The 19,910-nt window shown below is 71.2% G+C and carries 19 protein-coding genes; 16 read left to right on the top strand and 3 right to left on the bottom strand.

Translation table 11 applies throughout. From position 1 onward, the window contains the following. Positions 1-8 precede the first annotated feature (8 nt). Positions 9-1,373, bottom strand: coding sequence for a serine/threonine-protein kinase (locus ACIBH1_RS20405; protein WP_397315374.1), 1,365 nt, complete (start codon positions 1,371-1,373; stop codon positions 9-11). A gap of 48 nt (positions 1,374-1,421) precedes the next feature. On the opposite strand from ACIBH1_RS20405, the gene ACIBH1_RS20400 reads away from it, so the two are divergent. Next, on the top strand, positions 1,422-4,142 hold the full coding sequence (locus tag ACIBH1_RS20400) for a DEAD/DEAH box helicase family protein (RefSeq protein ID WP_397315373.1): 2,721 nt from the start codon (positions 1,422-1,424) through the stop codon (positions 4,140-4,142). Here the strand turns inward: ACIBH1_RS20400 and ACIBH1_RS20395 are convergent. Together ACIBH1_RS20395 and ACIBH1_RS20390 are read right to left on the bottom strand one after the other, a co-directional pair. Then, the gene (locus ACIBH1_RS20395; protein ID WP_397315372.1) at positions 4,123-5,325 is read right to left on the bottom strand and encodes a cytochrome P450; all 1,203 of its coding nucleotides are present in this window, start codon (positions 5,323-5,325) and stop codon (positions 4,123-4,125) included. The genes ACIBH1_RS20400 and ACIBH1_RS20395 overlap by 20 nt on opposite strands. 16 nt (positions 5,326-5,341) lie before the next feature. Further along, positions 5,342-6,256, bottom strand: coding sequence for a peptidylprolyl isomerase (locus ACIBH1_RS20390; protein WP_397315371.1), 915 nt, complete (start codon positions 6,254-6,256; stop codon positions 5,342-5,344). Positions 6,257-6,410: 154 nt separating this feature from the next. Between ACIBH1_RS20390 and ACIBH1_RS20385 the strand changes: the two genes are divergently transcribed. From ACIBH1_RS20385 to ACIBH1_RS20315, 15 genes are all read left to right on the top strand, one after another. Further along, positions 6,411-6,857 (top strand): DUF2231 domain-containing protein, encoded by a 447-nt coding sequence (locus tag ACIBH1_RS20385; protein ID WP_181613849.1) that lies wholly within the window; start codon positions 6,411-6,413, stop codon positions 6,855-6,857. 69 nt (positions 6,858-6,926) lie between these two features. Next, complete coding sequence (locus ACIBH1_RS20380; RefSeq protein WP_397315826.1) at positions 6,927-8,168, top strand: replication-associated recombination protein A; 1,242 nt, start codon at positions 6,927-6,929, stop codon at positions 8,166-8,168. Beyond that, on the top strand, positions 8,168-8,554 hold the full coding sequence (locus ACIBH1_RS20375; RefSeq protein WP_397315370.1) for a VOC family protein: 387 nt from the start codon (positions 8,168-8,170) through the stop codon (positions 8,552-8,554). Before ACIBH1_RS20380 ends, ACIBH1_RS20375 begins: the two co-directional genes overlap by 1 nt. A 24-nt stretch (positions 8,555-8,578) precedes the next feature. Further along, the gene (locus ACIBH1_RS20370) at positions 8,579-8,944 is read left to right on the top strand and encodes a DUF948 domain-containing protein (RefSeq protein WP_397315369.1); all 366 of its coding nucleotides are present in this window, start codon (positions 8,579-8,581) and stop codon (positions 8,942-8,944) included. Beyond that, positions 8,941-9,156 carry a hypothetical protein gene (locus ACIBH1_RS20365; RefSeq protein WP_397315368.1) on the top strand — a complete coding sequence of 72 codons (216 nt, stop codon included), beginning with the start codon at positions 8,941-8,943 and terminating at the stop codon, positions 9,154-9,156. The genes ACIBH1_RS20370 and ACIBH1_RS20365 overlap by 4 nt, the downstream gene beginning before the upstream one ends. A gap of 26 nt (positions 9,157-9,182) precedes the next feature. Beyond that, positions 9,183-11,852: an alanine--tRNA ligase gene (gene alaS, locus ACIBH1_RS20360; protein ID WP_397315367.1), complete on the top strand. Its 2,670-nt coding sequence runs from the start codon at positions 9,183-9,185 to the stop codon at positions 11,850-11,852. A 10-nt stretch (positions 11,853-11,862) separates the two neighbouring features. Next, positions 11,863-12,348, top strand: coding sequence for a Holliday junction resolvase RuvX (gene ruvX, locus ACIBH1_RS20355; RefSeq protein WP_397315366.1), 486 nt, complete (start codon positions 11,863-11,865; stop codon positions 12,346-12,348). Continuing rightward, positions 12,341-13,864, top strand: coding sequence for an endolytic transglycosylase MltG (mltG, locus tag ACIBH1_RS20350; RefSeq protein WP_397315365.1), 1,524 nt, complete (start codon positions 12,341-12,343; stop codon positions 13,862-13,864). The genes ruvX and mltG (ACIBH1_RS20350) overlap by 8 nt, the downstream gene beginning before the upstream one ends. Positions 13,865-14,075: 211 nt before the next feature. Next, on the top strand, positions 14,076-15,185 hold the full coding sequence (gene mltG, locus ACIBH1_RS20345) for an endolytic transglycosylase MltG (RefSeq protein WP_397315364.1): 1,110 nt from the start codon (positions 14,076-14,078) through the stop codon (positions 15,183-15,185). Between the two features lie 41 nt (positions 15,186-15,226). Continuing rightward, a complete protein-coding gene (locus ACIBH1_RS20340) occupies positions 15,227-16,087 on the top strand; it encodes a shikimate dehydrogenase (protein ID WP_397315825.1) in 861 nt (286 codons plus the stop codon). Between the two features lie 288 nt (positions 16,088-16,375). Beyond that, a complete protein-coding gene (gene infC / locus ACIBH1_RS20335) occupies positions 16,376-16,972 on the top strand; it encodes a translation initiation factor IF-3 (protein WP_397315824.1) in 597 nt (198 codons plus the stop codon). 206 nt (positions 16,973-17,178) lie between these two features. Next, positions 17,179-17,373 carry a 50S ribosomal protein L35 gene (gene rpmI / locus ACIBH1_RS20330; RefSeq protein WP_181613857.1) on the top strand — a complete coding sequence of 65 codons (195 nt, stop codon included), beginning with the start codon at positions 17,179-17,181 and terminating at the stop codon, positions 17,371-17,373. 25 nt (positions 17,374-17,398) lie between these two features. After that, the gene (gene rplT / locus ACIBH1_RS20325) at positions 17,399-17,782 is read left to right on the top strand and encodes a 50S ribosomal protein L20 (protein WP_181613858.1); all 384 of its coding nucleotides are present in this window, start codon (positions 17,399-17,401) and stop codon (positions 17,780-17,782) included. Positions 17,783-17,850: 68 nt separating this feature from the next. Next, the gene (locus tag ACIBH1_RS20320; RefSeq protein ID WP_397315363.1) at positions 17,851-18,660 is read left to right on the top strand and encodes a TrmH family RNA methyltransferase; all 810 of its coding nucleotides are present in this window, start codon (positions 17,851-17,853) and stop codon (positions 18,658-18,660) included. Positions 18,661-18,747: 87 nt separating this feature from the next. Beyond that, positions 18,748-19,830, top strand: coding sequence for an ATP-binding protein (locus ACIBH1_RS20315; RefSeq protein WP_397315361.1), 1,083 nt, complete (start codon positions 18,748-18,750; stop codon positions 19,828-19,830). Positions 19,831-19,910 lie beyond the last annotated feature (80 nt).

The following is a 19,910-nucleotide window of genomic DNA, read 5'->3' as shown; positions in this document are numbered from 1 at the left end:
CGGGGGCCTCAGGGCTCCCGCCGGAACACCACGCGGAAACGCGCGGCGAGCCACAGCGCCCAGACGGCGAGCGCGAGGAGCGTGCCGTAGACGATGGGCGCCGACATGGCCCCGGCGAGCCAGGCGGCCGCGGCTCCGGCGTGGATCAGTCCCAGCAGCGCGGTCGCCAGCGCGAAGGGCCGGGAGCGGCTCCAGAACAGGCCGGCCGCCAGCAGATGACACAAGCCGTTTCCGGCCAGGTCGAGCTGGAGCACGGCGATCGGCGCGATCATGTCCAGCGCCGTCGTGGTGACCTGGGAGATCACCTCCGTCGCCATCGGCAGCGCCAGCGAGCCGAGCAGCGCCCAGCCGAGCACCGGCCGCTCGCGACGGAAGACCAGCCCCGCCAGCAGGAGCGGCAGCGCCATGGCCGCCGTCTGCAGGAGCCAGACCGCCGAACCCAGGCGGGAGGTCACGGCGGCCAGAACGGTCGCCGCGGTCAGGGCGGTCGACAACACCAGGACGAGCGGAACCGCGGCCAGCGCCAGACCGGTCCTCGCCACCAAGGCGATCGGCTCGCCCACGAGCAACGGAGGCAGGGGCTCCCGGGCCTCCCCGGCCTGCGCGGCCCCCAGCAGCTCGTGCGCCACCTCCTGCGCCGTCGGCCGCAGCTCGGGCCGCTTGGCCAGGCACGCGCCCACCACGCCGCGTAACGGCGGCGGCAACGCCGACAGGTCGGGCTGGTGATGCAGCACCCGGTGGAACACCGCGGGCACGCCGTCACCCCCGAACACCGCCCGCCCGGTCGCGGCGAACAGCATCGTCAGCCCCCACGCGAACACGTCGGCCGGCGCTCCCGCCCCCTCGCCGGCGACCTGCTCGGGCGCCATGTACGCGGGCGTGCCCACCAGCCCGCTGGTCGCCGTCGCGTCGATCGCCTTCGCGATGCCGAAGTCGATCACCCGGGGACCGTCGGGGCCGAGCAGCACGTTGGAGGGCTTGAAGTCGCGGTGCACGATCCCCGCGCGGTGGATCGCCGCCAGCGCCGCCGCGGTGCCGATCGCCAGCCGCCGCAGCCCGCCCGCGTCGCGCGGCCCGTCGCGCGCGACGAGCTGCTGCAGCGACTCGCCCGGCACGTACTCGCTGACGACGTACGGCTGATCGCCCTCGGCGCCGGCCTCCAGGACCCGGGCGGTGGAGAACTCCTCGACCCGCCGCGCCGCCGCCGCCTCCTGGACGAACCGCTCGCGCGCGTCGTCGTCGGCGATCAGGTGAGGATGGAGCACCTTGACGGCGACCGGGGTGCCGTCGGGGGAGCGCCCCAGGTAGACGGTGCCCTGACCGCCGTGTCCCAGCACTGACTCGAGCCGGTAGCCGCCTACGCGATCGAGCATGACCCCGATGGTATGAGACGGGTTGGCGCCTGCCGTACGATCTGCCCCATGTTCGCGGACCTGCGCCCGCCGTACGAGCTCCACAAGCACCAGATCCGCGCCCTTTCCTCCATCGAGTCCGCGTTCGCGGACGGGCGGCGCAGGGCGTGGGTCGTCCTGCCGCCGGGCGCGGGCAAGACGCTCACCGGGCTGGAGGCCGCGCGGCGGCTGGGCGAGCCGGCCGTGGCGTTCGGTCCCAACACCGCGATCCAGGGCCAGTGGATGCGCGAATGGAACCGCTTCGGCGGCACGGCGGGCTCCGACGTGGCGCTGAGCGCCCCGCTGACGGTCCTGACCTACCAGGCGCTGGCCAGCTTCGACCCGGAGGCCGAGGTCGCCGAGGAGGGCGGCGAGCGCTCCCACCTGGTACGGCTGCGTCCGCGCGGCCGCGAACTGGTGGCCGCGCTCCAGGCCGCCGGAGACCTCACCCTCCTGCTCGACGAGTGCCATCACCTGCTCGACACCTGGGGCGAGCTGCTGGCCGAGGTGCTCGAACTGCTGCCGCGAGCCCGGGTGATCGGGCTGACCGCGACCCCTCCCGACCGGCTCACCGCCGTCCAGGCCGAGCTGGTCGGGCGACTGTTCGGGCCGGTGATCCAGGGCCCGTCCATCCCGGCCGTGGTCCGCGACGCGCGCCTGGCCCCCTACGCCGAGCTCGCCTGGCTGACCGAGCCGACGCCGCGCGAGCAGGACTGGCTGGCCGCGGAGGCGGAGCGGTTCACCGAGCTGACCACCGACCTGCTCGACCCCGGCTTCGCCGACGTGCCCTTCCTGGAGTGGCTGGAACGGCGGCTGGTCAGGCGCGAGGTCGAGGGACGGCAGGACGCTCTGCCGTGGGCCAGGCTGGAACGCCAGGAGCCCGAGCTGGCCCAGGCGGGCCTGCGCTTCCACTGCGCGGGCCTGCTGCCGCTGCCCGAGGGCGCCAGGATCCGCGAGGAGCACCGCCAGCCGCCCACCGCCGACGACTGGATCTGCCTCATCGGCGACTACGTGCGCCGCTGCCTGAGGCCGCGCGGCCAGGCGGCGGCCGTGGAGGCCATCAGGGCGGCGCTGCCGTCGGTCGGCTACCAGCTCACCGCCCGCGGCGTGCGGGCCGGGCGCTCGCCGATCGACCGCGTCGTGGCGCGCAGCGAGGCCAAGGTCCACGCCGTGGCCGAGATCCTCGCCGCCGAGCACGACAACCTCGGCGAGCGCCTGCGCGGCCTGGTCGTGTGCGACCACGAGCGGGCCACCGCCACCCTGCCCGCCCGCCTGGCCGGCGCGCTCGACGAGCAGGCCGGCTCCGCCCGCCTGGTGCTGGAGACGCTGGTCGCCGACAAGCGCACGGCCCAGCTGTCGCCGATGCTGGTGACCGGCAGGACCGTCGCCGCCGGCGCCGAGACCGCCCGCGCCTTCGCGGCCTTCTGCTCCGAGGAGTCGCTCCACCCCGTCGTGGGCGAGGGCGTCGTGGAGATCACCGGCTCGTGGACCAGCCGCACGTGGGTGGCGCTGGCCACCCGCTTCCTCCAGGAGGGCGGCACGCAGGTGCTCATCGGCACCCGCGCGATGCTGGGCGAGGGCTGGGACGCCGCCTCCGTCAACACGCTGGTGGACCTGTCGGAGGCGACCACCGCCACCTCCGTCGTGCAGACCAGGGGCAGGGCGTTGCGCCTCGACCCGTCCTGGCCGGCCAAGGTGGCGCACACCTGGTCGGTGGTCTGCGTCAGCCGCGCCCACCCCAAGGGCCTGGCCGACTGGGACAGGTTCGTGCGCAAACACGACGGCTATCTCGGCATCACCGACAACGGGGCGATCATGGCGGGGGTCGCGCACGTGCACCCCGTGCTCTCGCCGTACGGCCCGCCCGAGCAGTCGGGCTTCGACGCCCTGAACGTGAGCATGCTGGAGCGCGCACGCGACCGCAGGCGGGTGCGCAAGCTGTGGCGCATCGGCACGCCGTACGAGGACGTGCTGACCCACGTGCTGCGCGTCACCCCCGCTCGCCCGACCGCCGCGGAGGCCGACGGGTGGGCGCCGCCCACGTTCCTGCCGGCCGTGCGCGGCATCGAGCCACGGCCCGATGACAACTCCACGAACGTGGCCGCCGCGACAACGGGCGCACTGGCCAGTACGTCGTGGGTTCTCTCCGAGGCCGGCGTGGGGTGGGCGCTGCTGGCCGGCCTTCCCCTGGCCGCCTTCGCGGGCTGGCGGGTGCGCTCGTGGCGGCGCGCCCGCCTGGGACGGATGGCGCTGGAGGAGGTGGCGGAGCGGCTCGACCTGGCCCAGCTGGCCTACGCCCTGGCCGACGCGCTGCGACGATGCGACCTGGCCGACCGGGGCGCGGAGGCGGTGCGGGTGGAGCCCGACGGCAGCGGCTCCTACCAGGTCACGCTCGCCGGAGTGCGCCCGGCCCAGTCGGCGCTGTTCAGCCGCTCGCTCGACGAGCTGATCTCGCCGCCGGTGCGCCCGCGCTACCTCATCCCGCGCTACATCGTCACGCCGGGACCCCGGCAGGCGCTGGCCCTCATGGCGGGCGAACCGGAGCCGAACGCCGTCGTCTACCACGCCGTCCCCGAGGCACTGGCCGCCAACGGGGGGCTGGCCCGCGTCTTCTCCACCGCCTGGAACACCTGGGTGAGCGCGGGGCGCGCCGTCTTCGCCGACAACCCCAAGGGCGCCGCCCTGCTCGTGGCGCAGGGCGGCGGCTCGCCGCTGGACGTCTCGACGGCGCTCAGGCTGGCGTGGGAGTGAAACGGACCGGCAGACCCGCCAGGCCGCGCACCACGGCGCCACTCAGACGCCACGAGAGCTCCTCGTCGGGCACGTCGAGCTCGATGTGCGGCCGGTGGCGCAGCAGGGTCTCGAAGGCGATCTGACCCTCCAGGCGGGCCAGGGGAGCGCCCAGGCAGAAGTGCACCCCGTGGCCGAACGACAGGTGCCGGTTGTCCTCACGGGTCAGGTCGAGCCGGTCGGGCTCGGGGAAGGCCTCCGGGTCGCGGGCGGCGGCGCCCAGCGAGACGTGCACGAAGGAACCCTTGGGCACGTGCGTGCCCGCCAGGTCCAGGTCCTCGACGGCGAAGCGGAAGGTGGCCCGCTCGACGGGGGCGTCGTAGCGCAGGAACTCCTCGACCGCCCTGGGCATCAGCTCGGGACGCTCCCGCAGCAGCGCGAGCTGGCCGGGGTCGCGCAGCAGGGCGAGCATGCCGTTGCCGATGAGGTTGACCGTGGTCTCGTGTCCGGCGATGAGCAGCAGCACGAGCGTCGACAGCAGTTCCTGGTCGGTGAGCTCGCCCGCGGTGGCCAGGGCGCTGACCAGGTCGTCGGCGGGATCGGCGCGGCGTTCGGCGATCGTGCGGGTGAAGTAGTCGCGCAAGGAGGCGTTGGCGACGGCCTGGCGCGCCTTGACGTCGTCGTCCATCGCGGGCTGCAGCAGGTCGCCCGTCCAGGTGCGGAAGTCGTCGCGGTCGGCGTGGGCCACGCCCAGCAGCTCGCAGATGACGATGATCGGCAGCGGGAAGGCGAAGGAGTCGATGAGGTCGGCCCTGTCGGCCGGGAGCGAGGCGGCCAGCTCGTCGGCGATCTGCTGCACACGCGGGCGCATCAGCTCGACCCGGCGCGGGGTGAAGCCGTTGCCGACCGCCTTGCGCAGCCTGGTGTGGTCGGGCGGGTCGGTGCTGAGCATGTTGCGCGCCAGCACCGGGTTGCCCGAGGTGACCACCTCGGCGAACCAGGAGGGGCCGTTGGCCAGGTCCTTGGAGACCCGCGGATCGGTCAGGAGCGAGCGGCCGAGCTCGTAGTCGACGACCACGAAGGCCGAGCTGCCGGGAGGGAAGTCGACCGCGTGCACCGGACCTTGCGCCCGGAGCCCGGCGTAGGCCCCGTAGGGGTCACGGCTGAACTCCGGGGACAGGAAGAACTCGAAAGGTAACGTCACACTCCAAGAGTGCACGCTACTTCGTGACGGTGACCTTCTCGATGACGATCGGATTCTTCGGAGCGGTCGATCCGCCGTCGCCGCCGATGTCCTGCGGGTTCTCGATGACGCCTTCCTTGAGCGCCGCGTCGACCCACTCCAGGCCCTTGGTGACCATGCCGATCGGCGTGTAGCCGGTGGGCAGCGCGCCGTTGGCGTCGTCGAGCGAGATCGCGAACTGGCTGCTGCTCATGTCCGTACCCTCTTCCGGCTGGGTCATGAAGACCACGCCCCGGGTGTACGGCATGGCGTCCACGGCCTCGTCGGGCACGAAGTAGCCGGCGGTGCCGGTGCCGTCGGTGGGGTTCTTGCCGTCGGCCTTGGCCGTCGGGTCGCCGCACTGCAGCAGCGCCACACCGGCCTGCTGGAGGCCGACCAGGCGGTGGCACTTGTTGCCCGCGTAGAAGTTCTTCTTGGCCAGGAAGGCCATGGAGTTGACCGAGCACGGCGTCAGCTCGGGATCCATCTGGATCTCCAGGGCGCCGCGGTTGGTGGTGATCGTCAGCTTGTCGAGCGCCTTGACGTTCGCCTTCGCGGGCGGCATGCCCACGAACTTCTGCGGCACGCCGCTGGTGTCCTTGGTGTACGTGCAGGACACCGGCCACGTCAGGGCCGAGGGCGAAGGCGCGGCCGACGGCTCCGTCGTCGCCCCGAGTGGGAGCGACTCGCTGGCCTCGGGGGTCGGGGTGACCGGGGCCTGGGCGGCGCTCGTGCTCCCGCTGCTACCGTCGTTGGTCAGCGCGTACGCGGTCACGCCGCCACCCACGACGGCCAGGGCCACGATCGCACCGATGACGGCGTTGCGCTTGCCGTTGCCCTTGCCGGCCTCACGCTGCTGCTGCCGTTCCTTGTGCTCCTGCGCCAGCTGGCTCAGGCGGTCCTCGCCGCTCACCGCATTCCTCCAGGTTTGCCAAGAGATGACCAAACAACTCCGCGAATGCTACCGGTAGTTGATATGTGCTGGACGTAAGTGACGGAATGTAAACACTGTGACGGGAACCGGACCGCAACGGGATCCGTAGAAGCAGTGAGAACGGAGTGTGCCCATGTTCGACGAGATCCTCGGTCTGCCCGCCCATCCCCTGATCATCCACGCCGCCGTCGTCTTCACCCCCCTGCTCGCCCTCATGGGCGTGGTCTACGCCGTGCTGCCCCGTTTCCAGCCCGCCACCGGCTGGGCGGTGGTGGCGCTGGCGGTGCTGGCACCCGGCGCCGTCTTCGCCGCCCGGCAGAGCGGGCTGGCCCTCAAGCAGGCCCGCTTCGAGAGTGTCCAGGGCGACCTGGCGACCAAGATCGCGGCCCACGAGAGCTTCGCCAACCCCCTGCTGTACTCCACGATCGGGCTGGCCGTCTCGGCGCTGGCCATGGTGTTCGTGCCCAAGGGGGTGCCGAAGACCATCCTGTCCGTGACGACGGTCGTGCTGGCCGCCGTGGCCGGCTACTACGTGTTCCGGGCCGGTGACTCGGGGGCGCAGGCGGTCTGGGGCCTGTAGTCTCCGCTTGTGGATAGTCTGTTCGATTCGGCGGCTGAGGAGGCCACTCCGCAGCCGCTGGCGGTGCGCATGCGGCCCCGCTCCCTCGACGAGGTGATGGGCCAGCGCCACCTGCTCGGCCCCGGCACCCCGCTGCGCAGGCTGGTCGAGAGCGAGGCGCCGATGTCGCTGTTCCTGTGGGGACCGCCCGGCACCGGCAAGACCACCCTCGCCTACGTCGTCGCCGGGGTCACCAAACGCCGCTTCGTGGAGATCTCGGCCGTCTCGGCGGGCGTCAAGGACGTGCGGGCCGCCATCGAGAACGCCCGCCGCGAGCTGGGCATGTCCGGCCGCCAGACCGTGCTGTTCGTCGACGAGGTGCACCGCTTCAACAAGGCCCAGCAGGACGCCCTGCTGCCCGCCGTCGAGAACCGCTGGGTCACCTTCATCGGCGCCACCACGGAGAACCCCTTCTTCTCGGTCATCTCGCCGCTGCTGTCGCGCTCGCTCCTGCTGACCCTCGAGTCGCTGTCCGACGACGACATCAGAGCCGTGCTGAAGCGCGCGGTCACCGACGAGCGCGGCCTCGGCGGCCGGGCCACCCTGTCCGACGACGCCCTCGAACATCTCGTACGGCTCGCCGGCGGCGACGCCCGCCGCTCGCTCACCTACCTCGAGGCCGCCGCCCTCCTGGCCGACGACATCACCGTCGAGGTCGTCGAGAAGGCCGTCGACAAGGCGGCCGTGCGCTACGACCGCCAGGGCGACCAGCACTACGACGTCATCAGCGCCTTCATCAAGTCGATGCGCGGCTCCGACGCCGACGCCGCGCTCCACTACCTGGCCCGCATGATCGAGGCAGGCGAGGACCCCCGCTTCATCGCCCGCCGCGTCGTCATCTTCGCCTCCGAAGACGTCGGCCTGGCCGACCCCACCTGCCTCCAGACCGCCGTGGCCGCGGCCCAGGCGGTCCAGCTCATCGGCCTGCCCGAGGCGGGCATCAACCTGGCCCACGCGGTCATCCACTGCGCCACCGCGCCCAAGTCCAACGCCGTCGTCAAGGCCATCGGGGCCGCCCAGTCCGACGTGCGCAAAGGCCTCATCGGCCAGGTGCCCGGCCACCTGCGCGACGCGCACTACCCCGGCGCCGCCAAGCTCGGCCACGGCGAGGGCTACAAGTACCCCCACGACTTCGACCACGGCCTCGTCCGGCAGGACTACGCGCCCGCCGAACTCCTCGACCGGCGCTACTACGAGCCGACCACCCACGGCGCCGAGAAACCGATCGCCGAGCGCTGGGCCAGGATCCGCGCCTTCCTGAGGGGCGAATGATGCTGCACCACGTCGAGATCTGGGTCCCGTCGCTCGACGCGAGCTGGGAATGGCTGCTCACACGCCTGGGCTACACCGAGTACCAGCGCTTCGAAGGCGGCGTGTCCTACCTGCACGGCGACACCTACCTCGTCTTCGAGACCTCGCCCGCCATGACCCGCGAGCCGTACGACCGCATGCGGCCCGGGCTCAACCACCTGGCCTTCCACTGCGACGACGCCGAGGTGCTCGCCGACGAGGCGCTCGCGCACGGCTGGCGGCTCATGTTCGCCGACCGCCACCCCTACGCGGGAGGTCCTGACTATCACGCGGCGTATTTGGAGAACGACGCGGGATTCGAAGTGGAACTCGTGACCAGGCGACGCGATAGGGTCGTGAACTCCTAGCCGCCTACAGGGACGGATGCGCTGATGCTTACCGCCGGAGAGGTCGCCGGCCTGGTCGTCGCCGTGTTCTGGGCTGTCCTGGTCTGCTTTCTGGCCATGGTGCTGGTCAAGCTCGCCCGGCTGCTCACCAGGACGACCAAGATGGTCTCCGACCTGAGCGACCGGGTCATGCCGCTGCTCGACGACGCCTCTGTCACGGTCAACGAGACCAACCGCCAGCTGGCCGCCGTCGAGGCGATCACCAAGGACGTCAAGCAGGTCAGCGGCCAGGCCGCCAAGCTGAGCCTGATCATGCAGACCTTCCTCGTGGGGCCGCTGGTCAAGCTCTCCGCCCTGCTCCACGGCATCTCCGCCGCCCTGAGGGGCCGGAAGGCGATCACCCGGCGATGATCCGCAGACTCTTCTACATGTCGCTGGGCGCCGGACTGGCGGTCTGGGTGATGCGCAAGCTCCAGGCCCTGCACCCCCAGCACGTCGCCCGCCGCACGGCCGATCGTGCCGCGAGCATGGTCGGCCAGGTGAGAGACTTGACCGCGTACGCGCTCGACGAAGCCGCCGTGCGCGAAACCGAACTTCGGGCCCAGCTCAAGCTCGAAGACTGACCCACTACGAAAAGGATGGCCGAATCATGGAGTCGGCAGAAATCGCACGCCGCTTCCTGCGCTTCTTCGAGGAGCGTGGGCACAAGATCGTGCCCTCGGCCAGCCTGATCGCCGAAGACCCGACGCTGCTGCTGGTGAACGCGGGCATGGTCCCGTTCAAGCCGTACTTCCTGGGGCAGCGCACGCCTCCGGCGTCCCGGCTGGCCAGCGTGCAGAAGTGTGTCCGCACCGGAGACATCGAAGAGGTCGGCAAGACCACCCGCCACGGCACCTTCTTCCAGATGCTCGGCAACTTCTCCATCGGCGACTACTTCAAGGAGCAGGCGATCCCCTTCGCCTGGGAGCTCCTGACCAGGTCCGAGTCCGACGGCGGCTTCGGCTTCCCCGAAGAGAAGCTCTGGGTCACCGTCTTCGAGAACGACGACGAGGCCATCGAGATCTGGCGCAAGGTCGGCGTGCCCTCCGAGCGCATCCAGCGCCGCGGCCTGGCCGACAACTACTGGCACATGGGCGTGCCCGGCCCCGGCGGACCCTGCTCGGAGATCTACTACGACCGTGGCCCCGAGCACGGCCGTGACGGCGGACCGGTGGCCGACGAGGACCGCTACCTCGAGGTCTGGAACAACGTCTTCATGCAGTACTCCCTGTCGGCCGTCCGCTCCAAGGTCGACTTCGACGTCGAGGGCGAGCTCCCGGCGAAGAACATCGACACCGGCATGGGCCTCGAGCGCATGGCCACGATCCTGCAGGGCGTCGACAACCTCTACGAGATCGACACCACCTTCAAGGTCCTCGACCGCGCCGCCGAGCTGACCAAGACCCGCTACGGCCGCGACCAGCGCGCCGACACCAGCCTGCGCGTCATCGCCGACCACGTGCGCACCGGCACCATGCTGGTCGCCGACGGCGTCGCCCCCTCCAACGAGGGCCGCGGCTACGTCCTGCGCCGCATCCTGCGCCGCTCCATCCGCAACCTGCGCCTGCTCGGCTCGGGCGAGGAGCGCTACATGCACGACCTCACCGCGACCACCATCGCGGCGATGGGCGACATCTACCCCGAGCTGAAGACCGACGCCCCGCAGATCCACGCGGTCATCGACGCGGAGGAGGCCTCCTTCCTCGGCACCCTGCGCACCGGCACCGCCATCTTCGACGTCGCCGTCGAAGAGACCAAGCGCAAGTCCGGCACCATCCTGACCGGAGACCAGGCCTTCCAGCTCCACGACACCTACGGCTTCCCCATCGACCTCACCCTGGAGATGGCCGCCGAGCAGGGGCTGAAGGTCGACGAAGAAGGCTTCCGCCGCCTCATGAAGGAGCAGCGCGAACGCGCCAAGGCCGACGCCAAGGCCAAGAAGACCGGCAACGCCGACGTCTCGGTCTTCGGCCAGCTCCTGGAGAAGGCCGGCAAGGTCGACTTCCTCGGCTACGACACCACCACCGCCGAATCCTCGGTCATCGGCATCCTCGTCGACGGCGCGAGCGTGCCCGTCGCCGACGCGGGCGCCTCCGTCGAGATCGTGCTGGGCCGCACCCCCTTCTACGCCGAGGGCGGCGGCCAGCTCGCCGACCAGGGCGTGATCCGTACGGCAGGCGGCGTCGTCGAGATCGTCGACGTGCAGACGCCGCTGTCCGGGCTGGTCGTCCACCGCGGCAAGGTCGCCAGCGGCGCGATCAAGCTCGGCGACGAGGTCCAGGCCGAGGTCGACGTCGAGCGCCGCCGCGCGATCTCCCGCAGCCACAGCGCCACCCACATGGTCCACCGGGCGTTCAAGAACTACCTGGGCGAGAGCGCCGCGCAGGCCGGCTCCGAAAACTCTCCCGGCCGCTTCCGCTTCGACTTCACCGCCGCGGGCGCCGTCTCGCCGTCGGTGCTGCGCGACGCCGAAGACGAGGTCAACGCCATCCTCATCAACGACCTGCAGGTCAACGCCTTCTACACCTCCCAGTCGGAGGCGCGGGCGATGGGCGCGCTGGCCATGTTCGGCGAGAAGTACGGCGATGAGGTCCGCGTCGTCGAGATCGGCGACTACTCCCGCGAGCTGTGCGGCGGCACCCACGTGCACAGCTCCGGCCAGCTCGGCCTCGTCAAGATCCTCGGCGAGCAGTCGGTCGGCGCCGGCGTGCGCCGCGTCGAGGCCCTCGTCGGCATCGACGCCTTCCGCTTCCTGGCCAAGGAGTCCGTCCTGGTCGCCCAGCTCACCGAGCAGCTCAAGGCGCGCCGCGAGGAGCTTCCCGAGCGCATCGAGGGCATCGTCACCCGCCTGCGCAACGCCGAGAAGGACCTGGAGAAGCTGCGCTCCTCCCAGGTGCTCGCCATCGCGGGCGAGCTGGCCGCCTCCGCCCGCGACCTCGGCGGGGTCTCCGTCGTCACGCACCGCGCGCCTGATGGCACCAGCCCCGACGACCTGCGTAAGCTCGCGCTTGATGTGCGCGGCAGGTTCCCGGCCGACCGCGCGGCGGTCGTCGTGATCGCCGGAGCCCCCAGCGACAGGCCGGTCGTGGTTGCCGCGGTCAACGAGGCGGGACGCGCGCGCGGGCTCAAGGCTGGGCAGCTGGTCGGCGTCGCCGCCAAGGCACTTGGGGGTGGCGGTGGCGGCAAGGACGACGTCGCGCAGGGCGGGGGGACTCGGGTCGAGTCCATTGACGACGCTCTGCGACAGGTGGGCGACACCATCGCAGGACAGCTCGGCTGAGCCTGCGGAGATGCGTCAAGGCACCAGGCTCGGCGTCGACGTCGGGTCGGTCCGTGTCGGGGTGGCGCGCAGCGATCCTTCCGGACTGCTGGCCACCCCGGTCGAGACCGTCAAACGCGGGCGAGGCGACCTCGACCGGCTCGCCGCCCTCGTCGACGAACTGTCGGCCGTCGAGGTCGTCGTGGGGCTGCCCACGTCCCTGTCGGGGCGTGAAGGGCAGGCCGCAGCGCTCGCGCGCGAATTCGCCGAGGCGCTGGCGGCGCGCCTGGCCCCCGTGCCCGTCAGGCTCTTCGACGAGCGCATGAGCACCGTCGCCGCGGCCGCGGGCCTGCGGGCCAGCGGGCGCAAGGCGAAGAACCAGCGGGCCGTGATCGACCAGGCGGCCGCGGTCGTCATCCTGCAGGACGCGCTCGATCGCGAGCGCGCCACCGGTCAACCACCAGGCAAACCCGTCGATCCGCCCTCCGGGGCGGACGGCGGTGCCGCCGATGTCTGAGCGGCCCGCCGACGACGACCTGACGCCCGAGGGCCACACCTCCCACGACACCAACGCAAGCGCACGCGCCCACGACGCCGCGCGCTCCAGTGGCGACGGCTCTTTGGGTGAGGACCCCTCTGGGGACGGCTCCGGGGATGCCGCCTCCGGGAGCGCCACCTTCGGGGGCGGCGCCTCTCGCGACGCCACTCCCGGTGACGGCTTCTCCGGCGGCGGGACCTCTAGCGACGCCAACCCCGGCGACGGCTCCACCGGCGACGGGACCTCCTCCGATGTCACCTCTTCCGACGCCGACGCCGACGCCGACGCCGACGCCGACGCCGACGCCGACGCCGACGCCGACGCCGACGCCGACGCCGACGTGGGCGGGGGCGTGGGTGCGGCGGCCCACGGTGGCGTGCCCGTCGGCAAGGTGGGCGCGGGCGGCGGGCGGGTGCCGGCCGAGGGTGAGGACGTGGCGCTCGACGAGTTGCTGGTGACCGATCCGGCGCCGCCCAAGCCGAAGATCGGCAAGGGCAGGGCCGTCCTGGTCGGGGCCGGTATCTCCGTCGCCCTGCTCGGGGGCGCGGGTTTCCTGGTCGCCAGGCCGTACGTCTCGCCCGCCGACTTCGAGGGCGGCGGCGGGGGTGCGGTGACGGTGCACATCCCGCCCGGCGCCTCGGCTTCCGACGTCGGCGAGCGGCTGGCCGACGCCGGTGTGGTCGCCAGCGCGCGGTCCTTCACCGACGTGGCCCTGGAGAAGGGCAAGGCCGAGAGCCTCCATCCCGGCCACTACCGGCTGCGCCAGGGCATGGCCGCGGTCGCGGCGCTCGACCTGCTGCTGTCGAAGGACTCCAAGGTCGTCAAGCGTGTCACCGTGCGCGAGGGCATGCGCCTGACGGAGGTCATCGACACCCTGGCCAAGGCGACGGGCCTGCCGCTGAAGGACTTCCAGAAGAGCGGCGTGGCCCCGCCGTACGGCAAGTCGCTGGAGGGCGTGCTCTTCCCCGCCACCTACGACGTGGAGCCGGGCACGACGGCCAAGGGCCTGGTCAAGGCCATGGTCGACAGGTTCCGTACGGCGGCGGCGGATTTGAGGCTGCCCGAGCGGGCAGCGGCTCTGGGACTCAGACCGCTGGAGGTGCTCACGGTGGCCAGCATCGTGCAGGCCGAGGGGGGACGCGACGCCGACTACCCCAAGATCGCCCGGGTCATCTACAACCGCCTCGAAGCGGGCACCCCGCTGCAGCTCGACACGACGGTGCTCTACGCCCAGGGGCGCTACACGCTGAGGGTGCTGGACAGTGACACCCGGGTGCGTTCGCCGTACAACACCTACCTGCGCCCGGGCCTGCCGCCGGGCCCGATCTCCAACCCGGGGGAGAAGGCGCTGAATGCCGCTCTGTCCCCTGCCGAGGGGGATTGGTTCTGGTTTGTGACCACGGATCCGGCGCATAGAATCACGAAATTCACTGACAAAGAGAGCGTGTTCGTGAGATACCGGGAAGAGCTGAACGAAAACCTCGGGAAGGACTGATGGGCCGACCGGGATCGCTGATCGCCGGGCCCCGATTCCCCGACGGGGCCTGCGGGCTCCCGGCGTCGCCTAACATGGCTACTCTGAGTGATAATCGCTGGTCATCTCGACGAGTCTGGCGAACCCCCACGTTCAGCCCGGTTACCCCCACCGGTTTGGCGCATCCCCTTGACGCCGGCCCGGACAGACCGGGAGATTGGCGAGCGCACCTATGAACGATCTCGACTTCGACACGATGCTCGGCAGCGAGCCCCGCGGCAGGCGGGCCGCCCGCCGCCGACGCCGGCGTACCCGGCGCGGGCGCTTCCTCGCGCCGCTGCTCGCCTTCATCGTGCTGGCCGGCATCGTCGGCGGCGGCGGATACTACGGCTACATGGCCATCCGCGAGGCCATGGTCCCCGACGACTACACCGGCCAGGGCACCGGTGAGGTGACCCTCGAGATCAAGGACGGCCAGAGCGCGGCCGAGGTCGCCGACGAGCTCGTACGGCTCGGCGTGGTCAAGAGCGCGCGCGCCTTCTCCAACGCCATCGAGAGCGTCGGCAAGAGCGCCTCCCTGCAGCCCGGCACCTACAAGATGCGCAAGCAGATGTCGGCCGCCGACGCGGTCGCGATGCTCGACGCCGACAACAAGGTGACCGACACCGTGCTCGTCAAGGAAGGCCTGCGGCTCAGCAAGATCATCGAGGAGCTGGCGAAGAAGACCGGACGGCCCGCCAAGGAGTTCCAGACGGCGGCCAAGGACCTGGAGCAGCTGGGCCTGCCCGCCTACGCCAAGGGGCTGGAGGGCTACGCCTTCCCCGCCACCTACGAGTTCCAGCCCAAGGACACGCCGACCGACATGCTCGGCAAGATGGTCACCCGCTTCAACGAGGCCGCCGAGAAGGTCGAGCTCGAGGCGGGCGCCAAGAAGCTCGGCTACAAGCCCAACGAGATCGTCATCATCGCCAGCATCGTCCAGGCCGAGGCCGGCCGCCACGAGGACATGGCGAAGATCGCCCGCGTCATCTACAACCGCCTGAAGCTGCCGATGCAGCTGCAGATGGACAGCACCACGATGTACGGGCTCAACAAGTACGGCACGCGCGCCTCGCACGCCGACACCAAGTCGACCTCGAAGTACAACACCTACTACGTCGACGGGCTGCCGATCGGGCCGATCTCCAACCCGGGCGAGGACGCCCTGCACGCCGCGCTCAACCCCGAGCCCGGCAAGTGGATCTACTTCGCGGCGACCGACCCCAACAGCAACGTCACGGAGTTCGCCGAGACGATCGAGGAGTTCAGGGAGCTCGAGCGCAAACTGAACGCCAACAGCTAGTAGTACTCTCGGTGCGTCGAGTCGGGCGTGCCGGGAGGGTGTTGGTGGACAAGCGGGCCGCGGTTCTGGGGTCGCCGATCAAGCACTCCCTCTCGCCTTACCTGCATCGGGCGGCCTACGCCGCGATGGGGCTCGACGGGTGGCGCTACGGCGCGGCCGAGTGCGACGAGGCCAGGCTGCCGGCGCTGCTGGCGGCCATCGGGTCCGGCGAGCCGGTGCCCGGCCTGCCGCCCGGCGGTCCCTGGGCGGGCCTGTCGCTGACGATGCCGCTCAAGCGGGCCGTGCTGCCGCTCGTCGACACCGTCTCCGCGCTGGCCGTCGAGGTGGGGGGCGCCAACACCGTCGTCTTCCGCGACGGCGCCGCCCACGGCGACAACACCGACGTCTACGGCATCGAGCGCGCCCTGGCCGAGGCGGGTGTGCCCGCTCCCTCCGGCGCCCTGGTGCTGGGCGGCGGGGCCACCGCCGCCTCGGCCCTGGCCGCGCTGCGCAACCTCGGCCTGGGTGCGGCGACGCTGGTGGTGCGCGACCGCTCGCGGGCCGGCGAGACGGCGGCCGTGGCCGAGCGGCTCGGCGTGGCGCTGCGCGTGGAGCAGTTCGACAAGCTCGAGGCGCTGCTCGACGTCGACCTCGTGATCTCCACCCTGCCGGGCGGGGCCGCCGACGTGTTCGCCCCGAGCCTGCGGGGGGTGCCCGCGCTGTTCGACGTCGTCTATTCGCCGTGGCCGACCTCGGCCGCGCAGGCCGTCCTGCGGGCGGGCGGCACGGTGGTCGGCGGGTTCGAGATGCTGCTGCACCAGGCGGTGCGCCAGGTGGAGCTGATGACGGGACACGCCGACGTGCCGGTGGAGGCGATGCGGGCGGCGGGCGAGGCCGAGATCGCCAGGCGCGCAGGTCTCTGAATTCCTGCGCGGACGATCCACGGTCGCGGGATGATTCGGCAAGCGTTCGTGGTTGTGGTAACGTAGCTCGTCGATCGGTCTGGCACGCCTGCCAGACGCGCAAGCGGAGGTCTCCCTCCCACCTGAGTCGCCGTGAGGCGGCCGGGTCCAGGATCACGCCGGACTTCACTCCGGGGAATCCATGCGAATGGATTCAGTGGCCCCGCATGCGCGACGTGCGGGGCTTTTCGGTTTTCCGGAAGGCCTCCACGAGACGAGCGCGTAGGGATCGCAAACCTAGGAGGCCCCATCAGCACTGAGCCCCGCATCAACGAGCGCATCCGTGTGCCCGAGGTTCGCCTCGTCGGCCCCAACGGTGAGCAGGTCGGCATCGTGTCCATTCACGACGCCCTGAAGCTCGCTCAGGAGGCGGATCTCGACCTCGTCGAGGTCGCGGCCACGGCTCGACCGCCCGTGTGCAAGCTCATGGACTACGGCAAGTTCAAGTACGAGTCCGCGATGAAGGCGCGCGAGGCGCGCAAGAATCAGGCGCACACGATCATCAAGGAGATCAAGCTCCGGCCGAAGATCGACCCGCACGACTACGAGACCAAGAAGGGTCACGTGGTGCGGTTCCTCAAGGCGGGGGACAAGGTCAGAGTCACGATCATGTTCCGCGGACGTGAGCAGTCGCGTCCCGAGCTGGGCTTCCGGCTCCTGCAGAAGCTGGCGGAGGATGTCACGGAGCTCGGCTACGTGGAGTCCCAGCCCAAGCAGGACGGCCGAAACATGATCATGTTGATCGGTCCGCACAAGAAGAAGGCCGAGGCGAAGGCCGAGAAGGCCGCCGCCAAGGCGCAGCGTGACAGCACGGAGGGCGCGGAGTCGGACGACCTGGAGTCGTGACTCTCCGTTGGGGATAGCCTTACAGCACCCCAGCTGCCGCAAGACCTTTTGCTAGAGGCTCAAACCGCCGCAAACCGGGTCGGCCCCCATCACCGGCCCGGTCAGTGGCGCGGAGCGGGAGCCGAGCCATGTCTCGGCCATGAGGACGGAGAGGGCGCCCTGGCAGGCTGCCCGCTCTGTGAACGACGATTTGAGGGAGACGGCTTATGCCGAAGATGAAGACGCACAGCGGTGCGAAGAAGCGGTTCAAGCTGACCGGCACTGGCAAGATCAAGCGCCGTCGCGCCGCTCGCGCGCACTACAACGAGTGGAAGTCGTCCACGCTGACGCGCCGTCTCAAGAACGATGTCGTGGTCTCCGACAACGACCACAAGAAGATCAAGAAGCTGCTCGCTAAGTAAGCGCCTACCCCGGGGAGAATGAACTATGGCACGCGTGAAGCGGGCGCTCAACGCCAAGAAGAAGCGCAGGGTCGTCCTCGAGCGGGCGAGCGGCTACCGTGGCCAGCGGTCGCGTCTGTACCGCAAGGCCAAGGAGCAGATGCTCCACTCGATGACCTACGCCTACCGTGACCGCAAGGACCGCAAGGGCACCTTCCGCCGCCTGTGGATCCAGCGCATCAACGCTGCGGCCCGCGCCAACGGCATGACCTACAACCGCCTGATCCAGGGTCTGCGCCTGGCGGGCGTCGAGGTCGACCGCAAGATCCTCGCCGACCTCGCGGTCAACGACAGCCAGACCTTCGCGACGCTGGTCGAGGCCGCCAAGAAGGCGCTGCCGGCCGACGTCAACGCGCCGGCTGCCGGCTGAATCAGCTGCTGAAGAAGGGACCCACCGACCTCCACGGTGGGTCCCTTCTCCGTTTGAGGGGGACGGATATGTCCGAGCTCACCAACGTGCGCACGCCGCGCGTCAAGGCCGCCAGGCGGCTGACCAAACGCTCCTTCCGCGAGCAGGACCGCAGGTTCCTCGCCGAGGGGCCGCAGGCCGTGCGCGAGGCGCTGCGGCTGCCCGACGTGACCGTGGAGCTGTTCGCCACCGCCGAGGCCGAGCTGCGCCACGCCGAGCTCGTCGAGGAGGCACGGCTGCAGGGCGCGGCGGTGCACCGGGCCAGCGGCGAGGTCATGGCCGAACTGGCGCAGACCGTGACCCCGCAGGGCGTGGTGGCGATCTGCCGGTTCGTGCACGTGCCCCTGACCGAGGCGGTCACCGCCGACTCCCGCCTGGTCGCCGTGCTCGCGCACGTGCGCGACCCGGGCAACGCCGGCACGGTCCTCCGCACGGCCGACGCCGCGGGGGCCGACTCCGTGGTCTTCACCGACGCCTCCGTCGACCCCTACAACGGCAAGTGCGTGCGCGCGAGCGCCGGGAGCCTGTTCCACCTGCCGGTGGTCATCGGCAGCCCCGTGCCGCAGGCCGTACAGCACCTGAAGGACAGCGGGCTGCGCGTGCTGGCCGCCGACGGCAGCGGCAAGCGCACCCTCGACGAGGTCGAGCTCGGCGGGCCGACGGCCTGGGTCTTCGGCAACGAGGCCTGGGGGCTGCCCGAGGAGGTCCTGGAACTGTGCGACGAGGTCGTGCGGGTGCCGATCTACGGTCAGGCCGAAAGCCTCAACCTGGCCACCGCCGCGGCGGTGTGCCTCTACGCCTCCGCGCGCGCCCAGCGGCAGGCGTCAGGCCGCGCCTGAGTGCGCCCTGATCACGGCGTGCCCGAGGGTCCCCGAGGGGTCGGGAAACCCGCTATTGTCGGCGTTGTAGGTCGAGGAGGCGGTGTCGTGCACGGTGAAGATACCGGCGGGCGGGTGGTGGATCCCGCGTGCACGATCGCGATCGACGACCTGCCGGACGGGCTCATCGTGGTCGACGCCGACGGCACCGTCCTGGCGGTCAACCGGGCCGCCGAGCGCCTGACCGGAGTGCGCGGCGCAGTCGGCCAGAGCATGGAAGACGCCTTCCCCTTCCGCGACCACGACGGCCGCGAGTGGTGGAAGGCCCTCGACGTCCACAGCGGTCTGCCCACCCGCTCGCGCGCGCCGGAGAAGCCGCTGCACCTGCCCGGCGGCCAGGAGCTCTACATCGCCGCCCGGATGGTCCGCCAGCCGCCCAGGGGCGGCGAGGTCCGGCGTGTGGCCATCACCCTGCGCGACGGCGGCACCCGCGCCCGTCTCGAGCGCAGCAGGGCCGACCTGGTCACCACCGTCGCCCACGAGCTGCGCAGCCCCCTGACCAGCGTCAAGGGCTTCACCGCGACCCTGCTGGCCAAGTGGGAGCGGTTCACCGACGAGCAGAAGCGCGTCATGCTCGAGACGGTCAACAACGACGCCGACCGGGTGACCCGGCTCATCACCGAGCTGCTCGACGTCTCGCGCATCGAGTCGGGGCGCCTGGAGGTGCACCGCCAGGTGGTCGACCTGGTCGCGCGCACCCAGCGCGTGATCGCCGGGCGCGTCGCGGCGGGCGAGCCGGCCGGCCGCTTCGTCCTGACGTACGGCGACGACCTGCCCGAGATGTGGCTCGACCAGGACAAGATCGACCAGGTGCTGTCGAACCTCGTCGAAAACGCGCTGCGCCACGGACGCGGTACGGTGACGATAGACATCGAATCCGTCGGCTGGGGAGTTGCCGTGAGCGTGCGAGACCAGGGCGAGGGCATCGCGCCCGAGCTGGCTCCGCGCGTGTTCCGGCAGTTCTGGCGCGGCAACAGCCGCCGCAGGGGCGGCACCGGGCTGGGCCTGTTCATCGTGAAGGGCCTGGTCGAGGCGCACGGCGGCACGATCACCGTGCAGCGTGCCCCCGGGGGCGGCGCCGAGTTTCGATTTACCGTGCCCACCGGCACCCCCGACTTCGCCACTGTGTAGTGCGTGCACGCAGCTGGCCTGATCGGCCCGGTGGGCTCCCCGGCCAGCACGGCACCCTGCGCCCCCTGAGGCTTCTCGCG

Source organism: Nonomuraea sp. NPDC050663 (assembly GCF_044456985.1).
Taxonomy (GTDB): domain Bacteria; phylum Actinomycetota; class Actinomycetes; order Streptosporangiales; family Streptosporangiaceae; genus Nonomuraea.
This window is presented reverse-complemented; position numbering and strand designations above follow the sequence as displayed.

What these genes read in the sequence shown, in the direction of transcription:
- ruvX (WP_397315366.1), top strand. Translation starts at nt 11,863, where the DNA reads ATGCGTCAAGGCACCAGGCTCGGCGTCGACGTCGGGTCGGTCCGTGTC.
- ACIBH1_RS20380 (WP_397315826.1), top strand. Translation starts at nt 6,927, where the DNA reads ATGCGGCCCCGCTCCCTCGACGAGGTGATGGGCCAGCGCCACCTGCTC.
- ACIBH1_RS20320 (WP_397315363.1), top strand. Translation starts at nt 17,851, where the DNA reads ATGTCCGAGCTCACCAACGTGCGCACGCCGCGCGTCAAGGCCGCCAGG.
- ACIBH1_RS20400 (WP_397315373.1), top strand. Translation starts at nt 1,422, where the DNA reads ATGTTCGCGGACCTGCGCCCGCCGTACGAGCTCCACAAGCACCAGATC.
- rpmI (WP_181613857.1), top strand. Translation starts at nt 17,179, where the DNA reads ATGCCGAAGATGAAGACGCACAGCGGTGCGAAGAAGCGGTTCAAGCTG.
- rplT (WP_181613858.1), top strand. Translation starts at nt 17,399, where the DNA reads ATGGCACGCGTGAAGCGGGCGCTCAACGCCAAGAAGAAGCGCAGGGTC.
- ACIBH1_RS20405 (WP_397315374.1), bottom strand. Translation starts at nt 1,373, where the DNA reads ATGCTCGATCGCGTAGGCGGCTACCGGCTCGAGTCAGTGCTGGGACAC.
- ACIBH1_RS20375 (WP_397315370.1), top strand. Translation starts at nt 8,168, where the DNA reads ATGCTGCACCACGTCGAGATCTGGGTCCCGTCGCTCGACGCGAGCTGG.
- ACIBH1_RS20365 (WP_397315368.1), top strand. Translation starts at nt 8,941, where the DNA reads ATGATCCGCAGACTCTTCTACATGTCGCTGGGCGCCGGACTGGCGGTC.
- mltG (WP_397315364.1), top strand. Translation starts at nt 14,076, where the DNA reads ATGAACGATCTCGACTTCGACACGATGCTCGGCAGCGAGCCCCGCGGC.
- ACIBH1_RS20370 (WP_397315369.1), top strand. Translation starts at nt 8,579, where the DNA reads ATGCTTACCGCCGGAGAGGTCGCCGGCCTGGTCGTCGCCGTGTTCTGG.
- mltG (WP_397315365.1), top strand. Translation starts at nt 12,341, where the DNA reads ATGTCTGAGCGGCCCGCCGACGACGACCTGACGCCCGAGGGCCACACC.
- ACIBH1_RS20385 (WP_181613849.1), top strand. Translation starts at nt 6,411, where the DNA reads ATGTTCGACGAGATCCTCGGTCTGCCCGCCCATCCCCTGATCATCCAC.
- alaS (WP_397315367.1), top strand. Translation starts at nt 9,183, where the DNA reads ATGGAGTCGGCAGAAATCGCACGCCGCTTCCTGCGCTTCTTCGAGGAG.